The organism is Okeania sp. SIO2F4 (assembly GCF_010672385.1).
GTDB lineage: Bacteria > Cyanobacteriota > Cyanobacteriia > Cyanobacteriales > Microcoleaceae > Trichodesmium.
The window spans coordinates 1-4,324 of record NZ_JAAHGT010000080.1 but is presented as its reverse complement, the minus strand read 5'-3'; the positions used below and the strand labels follow the sequence as shown (position 1 = coordinate 4,324).

At 35.8% G+C, this 4,324-nt stretch carries 4 protein-coding genes; all 4 read left to right on the top strand.

The genetic code is table 11. The annotated features are described in order from the left end of the window. The first annotated feature begins 1,190 nt into the window (after positions 1–1,190). The 4 genes from F6K22_RS07780 to ndhO all read left to right on the top strand — a co-directional run bounded on the left by F6K22_RS07780 (position 1,191) and on the right by ndhO (position 3,558). On the top strand, positions 1,191–1,811 hold the full coding sequence (locus F6K22_RS07780) for a DUF6391 domain-containing protein (RefSeq protein ID WP_293095463.1): 621 nt from the start codon (positions 1,191–1,193) through the stop codon (positions 1,809–1,811). A gap of 89 nt (positions 1,812–1,900) precedes the next feature. After that, a complete protein-coding gene (locus F6K22_RS07775) occupies positions 1,901–2,125 on the top strand; it encodes a photosystem I reaction center subunit IV (RefSeq protein WP_293095460.1) in 225 nt (74 codons plus the stop codon). Positions 2,126–2,294: 169 nt separating this feature from the next. Continuing rightward, complete coding sequence (locus F6K22_RS07770; protein WP_293095457.1) at positions 2,295–3,203, top strand: DNA-formamidopyrimidine glycosylase; 909 nt, start codon at positions 2,295–2,297, stop codon at positions 3,201–3,203. 136 nt (positions 3,204–3,339) lie between these two features. Further along, positions 3,340–3,558 carry an NAD(P)H-quinone oxidoreductase subunit O gene (gene ndhO / locus F6K22_RS07765; RefSeq protein ID WP_293095454.1) on the top strand — a complete coding sequence of 73 codons (219 nt, stop codon included), beginning with the start codon at positions 3,340–3,342 and terminating at the stop codon, positions 3,556–3,558. Positions 3,559–4,324 lie beyond the last annotated feature (766 nt).

The window sequence follows — 4,324 nt, the reverse complement described above, 5'->3', positions numbered from 1 at the left end:
GTGGATAGATAGGAGGATAGAGTTAGAAGGAATAGGGAATATACAGGAGTGAGAAAAAAATTTCTGATATTTTTGAGGTTAGGTCTGTTAGAAATGCAGGGTTTTTGAGACAGACAAAAGCGATAATTATGACACTTTGTTTAAGAAAAAGAGCTATAAGCCTTTTGGTGGTAATGTTTTTCGACTTATTCAGTCAGGTCTAATTGTAACTCATAAAGTTGGATAAATGTCTATGATATTCAGAATTTGGAGCCATTTATCAAAATAGAATTTGAGTAAAATAGCAAAGGTAATTTTATGATATAATTATAAAATTATTTCCGATAAAATACTCAGTTAATTGACTATTTATTTTAATTTTTCCAGGAATATTTAAAAAAGCGGTTGGCAGTCAGCAAGATTATTTTTGGTCAGTTATCAAGGGGATTTCAACCCCGACTCAACAATCCCACCCATGCGGGGTTGCAGGGGATTTCAACCAGAGCTGCCAAAAGCTGAAGGCCGAAGTTACGACCCAGGAAGCCAGCTAAATCCTAAAAGCTGACAGCTAGTTGAATCAATACCGATCCTAAATAACTGTTCATTAATTGATAATCGATAATTACCTCTGGTTAAAACCTTGCGCTTATTGAATATCAGGAAATATCCTAGCACTTTTCTCTTGGTCGATTGGAGGCAAGCGTTTGCGCTTCGCAAAGCTTCGAAGTTCGCGTAGCGTCCCGGAGGGAACGGAAACCTCGCCATCCCATCCTGACGGAATGCTCCGCTTTCCGACCGCTTTTTCCCCTGTCAAGGGGAGGCTAATAAAGCTGAATTATTTAATTAATAATTCAGGTCTAAAGTCTCTCTTTTCAGGATAAAAAAAGAAAAAAATTATTTTGCTCAATCCTCTTCTTTTAAGGAAAGGAAAGGATAGTTCATTAATGGATAATTGATAATTACCTCGGGTTAAAACCCGAGAGGATTGAATATAAGGAATATTTTCTTTGTTTTCCCCTATCCAAGGGGAGGCTTCAAGGCACGAATTATTTAATTATTAATTATTAATTATTAATTATTAATTATTAATTTTTCGGTAATTATTAATTATTGAACTATTCACTTTTGTCAGAATATTTTTTGCAAAATTCTAATAGAACTATAATAGGACTACTATAGAAATAGACAATTTTCAAGAAGAAAAAAATAACATGACAACAAATACCTCTACTTCATATGTAAATGATTGGTTTCCCTTTAACTTTTCCCCCCATCCTGCACAAGATAGCGATTTTATCAAGCAACTAGAATTTTTTCCTGGTTTAAAAGATGTATTGACAATTAGACAAGTTCATGCTCTAGAACACGCTACAGTTTGGGTACTGAGTGAATTAGCCAACTCAGGAACTGCGAGAGCTTCTAATGAATCAATTGGAGGGATGTCCACACCACAAGGATTTTATCTGTACGGTGCAGTAAACCCATATCAATTAAATCAAGCAGTAGAAACAGCGCTACAGAGAATTACCTCTGGAGAATGGAATTTAGCAGTACATCCTAGATGTGGCACAAACTTATCAGTGGCAATGACTCTCACTGCGGGATTTACTCTAGGCATAAATATGCTTTTACCCCGAAAACCAATCGAGCAACTTTTAGGTCTTGGTATTGCAGCTACGGCAGCTATACAACTAGCACCAGAATTGGGTAGTTTAGCCCAAAAATATCTCACAACTGCTATTCCTTTTAACCTGAGAGTGATCGATATTTCTGTTACTCAAGATTTGTGGGGTCGTCCTGCCCATTTTGTTCAAATATCCTGGCTAAATTAATTGCAACAAAACTTAAAAAATTATCAGGCTTAAAAGATATAGGATGAGATGACAGTTTTACCATACTTAATTTAAAGGAAAAAAAATTCATGGTTCAACGTGGTTCTAAAGTTCGGATTTTACGCAAAGAATCCTATTGGTATCAGGAAGTTGGTACAGTTGCTTCTGTTGACAAAAGCGGCATTAAATATCCAGTTATTGTTCGCTTTGACAAAGTAAATTACAACGGTTTCAGTGGTAGTGCATCTGGTGTTAACACAAATAACTTTGGCATGAATGAAGTTGTAGAGGTAGAAGCGCCAAAAGGTAAATAATTAGGCTCAAACTGTTCTTGGAACCTAAAGCTATAGAAAAAGCTCAGTCTAGCAATTCTAAATTAAACAAGCAAAAATAGGTAAAAACTGTCTCAGATAAATGCTTAACTAGAAAAAAATTCTCTACAGTATCTATATAATAAGAAAGCTGTAAGAAATAGTTAGCACTGTGCCAGAACTGCCGGAAGTAGAAATAGTAAAACGAGGTCTAAATCAACTGACTCTCAATAAACAAATATTGGGTGGGGAAGTGTTGCTAGAACGCACAGTTGCTCACCCTGTTTCTATTGGTGATTTTTTAGGTGAACTGCAGGGAAAAGCGATCGCCCAATGGCATCGACGAGGCAAATATTTACTTGCCCAACTCTATAAATGGGATCGAGAAACCCCAGAACTTACCCAGGTCAAACAAAAGCAGGATGGTTGGTTAGGAGTACATCTGCGAATGACAGGCCAACTCCTATGGGTAAAGCCAGAAGAAAAACTACACAAACACACGCGAGTTAGATTATTTTTTAGTCATCAATCAACAGAGGACAAAAAAAATCCCACCCATGAATTAAGATTTGTAGATCAACGTACCTTTGGCCAGATGTGGAGAATAGCACCAGGAACAGAAATATCCCACATCATTACTGGTCTCAAACAACTAGGTCCAGAACCATTTTCCCCAGAATTTTCTCTGGAATACCTAAACAAACAACTACAAAAAAGGCACAGACCAATTAAAACAGCCCTTTTAGACCAAACAACCATTGCCGGGTTAGGCAATATCTACGCTGATGAAGCCTTATTCCTAAGTGGTATTAGACCCACAACTTTGTGCAAAGATTTAACTGAAGACCAAGTAGAACAATTACATCTAGCTATTCTCAAAGTCTTGGAAACTTCTATAGATGCAGGTGGTACAACTTTCAGCAACTTTCTAAATGTTCAGGGAGTTAATGGTAACTATGGCGGTGTAGCTTGGGTTTATAACCGTGCCGGTCAACCATGTCGAATTTGTGATACATCTTTGGCCAAAATTAAACTAGCGGGGCGGTCCACCCATTTTTGTCCTCAATGTCAAAAAGAATAAATAAGGAAGAATGTTAATTAACTGTTGCTTGTTTACTCACAAAGAAGAAGTTATTTGCCTACGCCAAATCAGAGTATGATTTTTTCATTTGCTATAGAATTTAATTACAGATAAAGACAAGAAATGGAAATCATATATGGCAGACATTAAAAAAGGTAGTTTAGTTCGTGTTGTCCGAGAAAAACTAGAAAATAGTTTAGAAGCTAAAGCAAGTGACAATAGGTTCCCTCCTTACATATTTGAAAGTAAGGGAGAAATTGTAGATACCAAGGGAGATTATGCTTTTGTCAAATTTGGCAAAGTACCTACTCCGAATATCTGGTTGCGACTAGACCAGTTAGAAGAATTTGAGTAAAATTTTCCATAAACTTTAAGAATATATCAAAAGCAGGGGTCTTCTTTTTAATCAGAAATTAAAACTGCAGACTCCTGCTAACTTTATGTGAAGTTCTTCCACGACTTAGATAACTTATACCAAATCTCAAAAATTTTTCTACATTTTCTTGAGCGGGGTATTAGGAGAGTGTGGAAATAGAGAAAAAGTCAAAATTAGGAATAATATAAACTTATTGTGCTATTGCCAGAATTGTTGAAAGAATTCTTCAATAATTAATAATTAATAATTAATAATTAATAATTACCTCTTCTTATAACGGATAGGATTGGTTAAAAAGGAAATTTTTTTTCTTTTTTCTCCTTGCTCATGAGAGGCTTTAAACCTTTATTTTTCGGTAATGGTGGGGCTGAAATTGTCAAGTTGATGAAAACAGGTAGTACCTACTATCTATAGACTAGAAACATCTACAAGTGTAATAGTAGAGTCAATATTCAGAAATCAAAATCAATCTATCTATGCACTAGAAACATCTACAAGTGTAATAGTAGAGTCGATATTCAGAAATCAAAATCAATTTTTACCGAATTATTAATTATTAATTATTAATAATTAAATAATTTTGGTTTAAAGCCTCCCCTTTTAAGGCGAAAAAAGCGGTCGAGGGATGGGGAGGTTTCCGTTCCCTCCGGGACGCTACGCGAACGCTTGCCTCCAATCGACCAAGAGAAGAAATAATATTTCCTGATCTTCAATCCTCTCGGTTAAAACCCGAGGTAATTATCAA

Bases quoted from the DNA above. Each gene is read 5' to 3' on its own strand.
- F6K22_RS07775 (WP_293095460.1), top strand. From the start codon at position 1,901: ATGGTTCAACGTGGTTCTAAAGTTCGGATTTTACGCAAAGAATCCTAT.
- ndhO (WP_293095454.1), top strand. From the start codon at position 3,340: ATGGCAGACATTAAAAAAGGTAGTTTAGTTCGTGTTGTCCGAGAAAAA.
- F6K22_RS07780 (WP_293095463.1), top strand. From the start codon at position 1,191: ATGACAACAAATACCTCTACTTCATATGTAAATGATTGGTTTCCCTTT.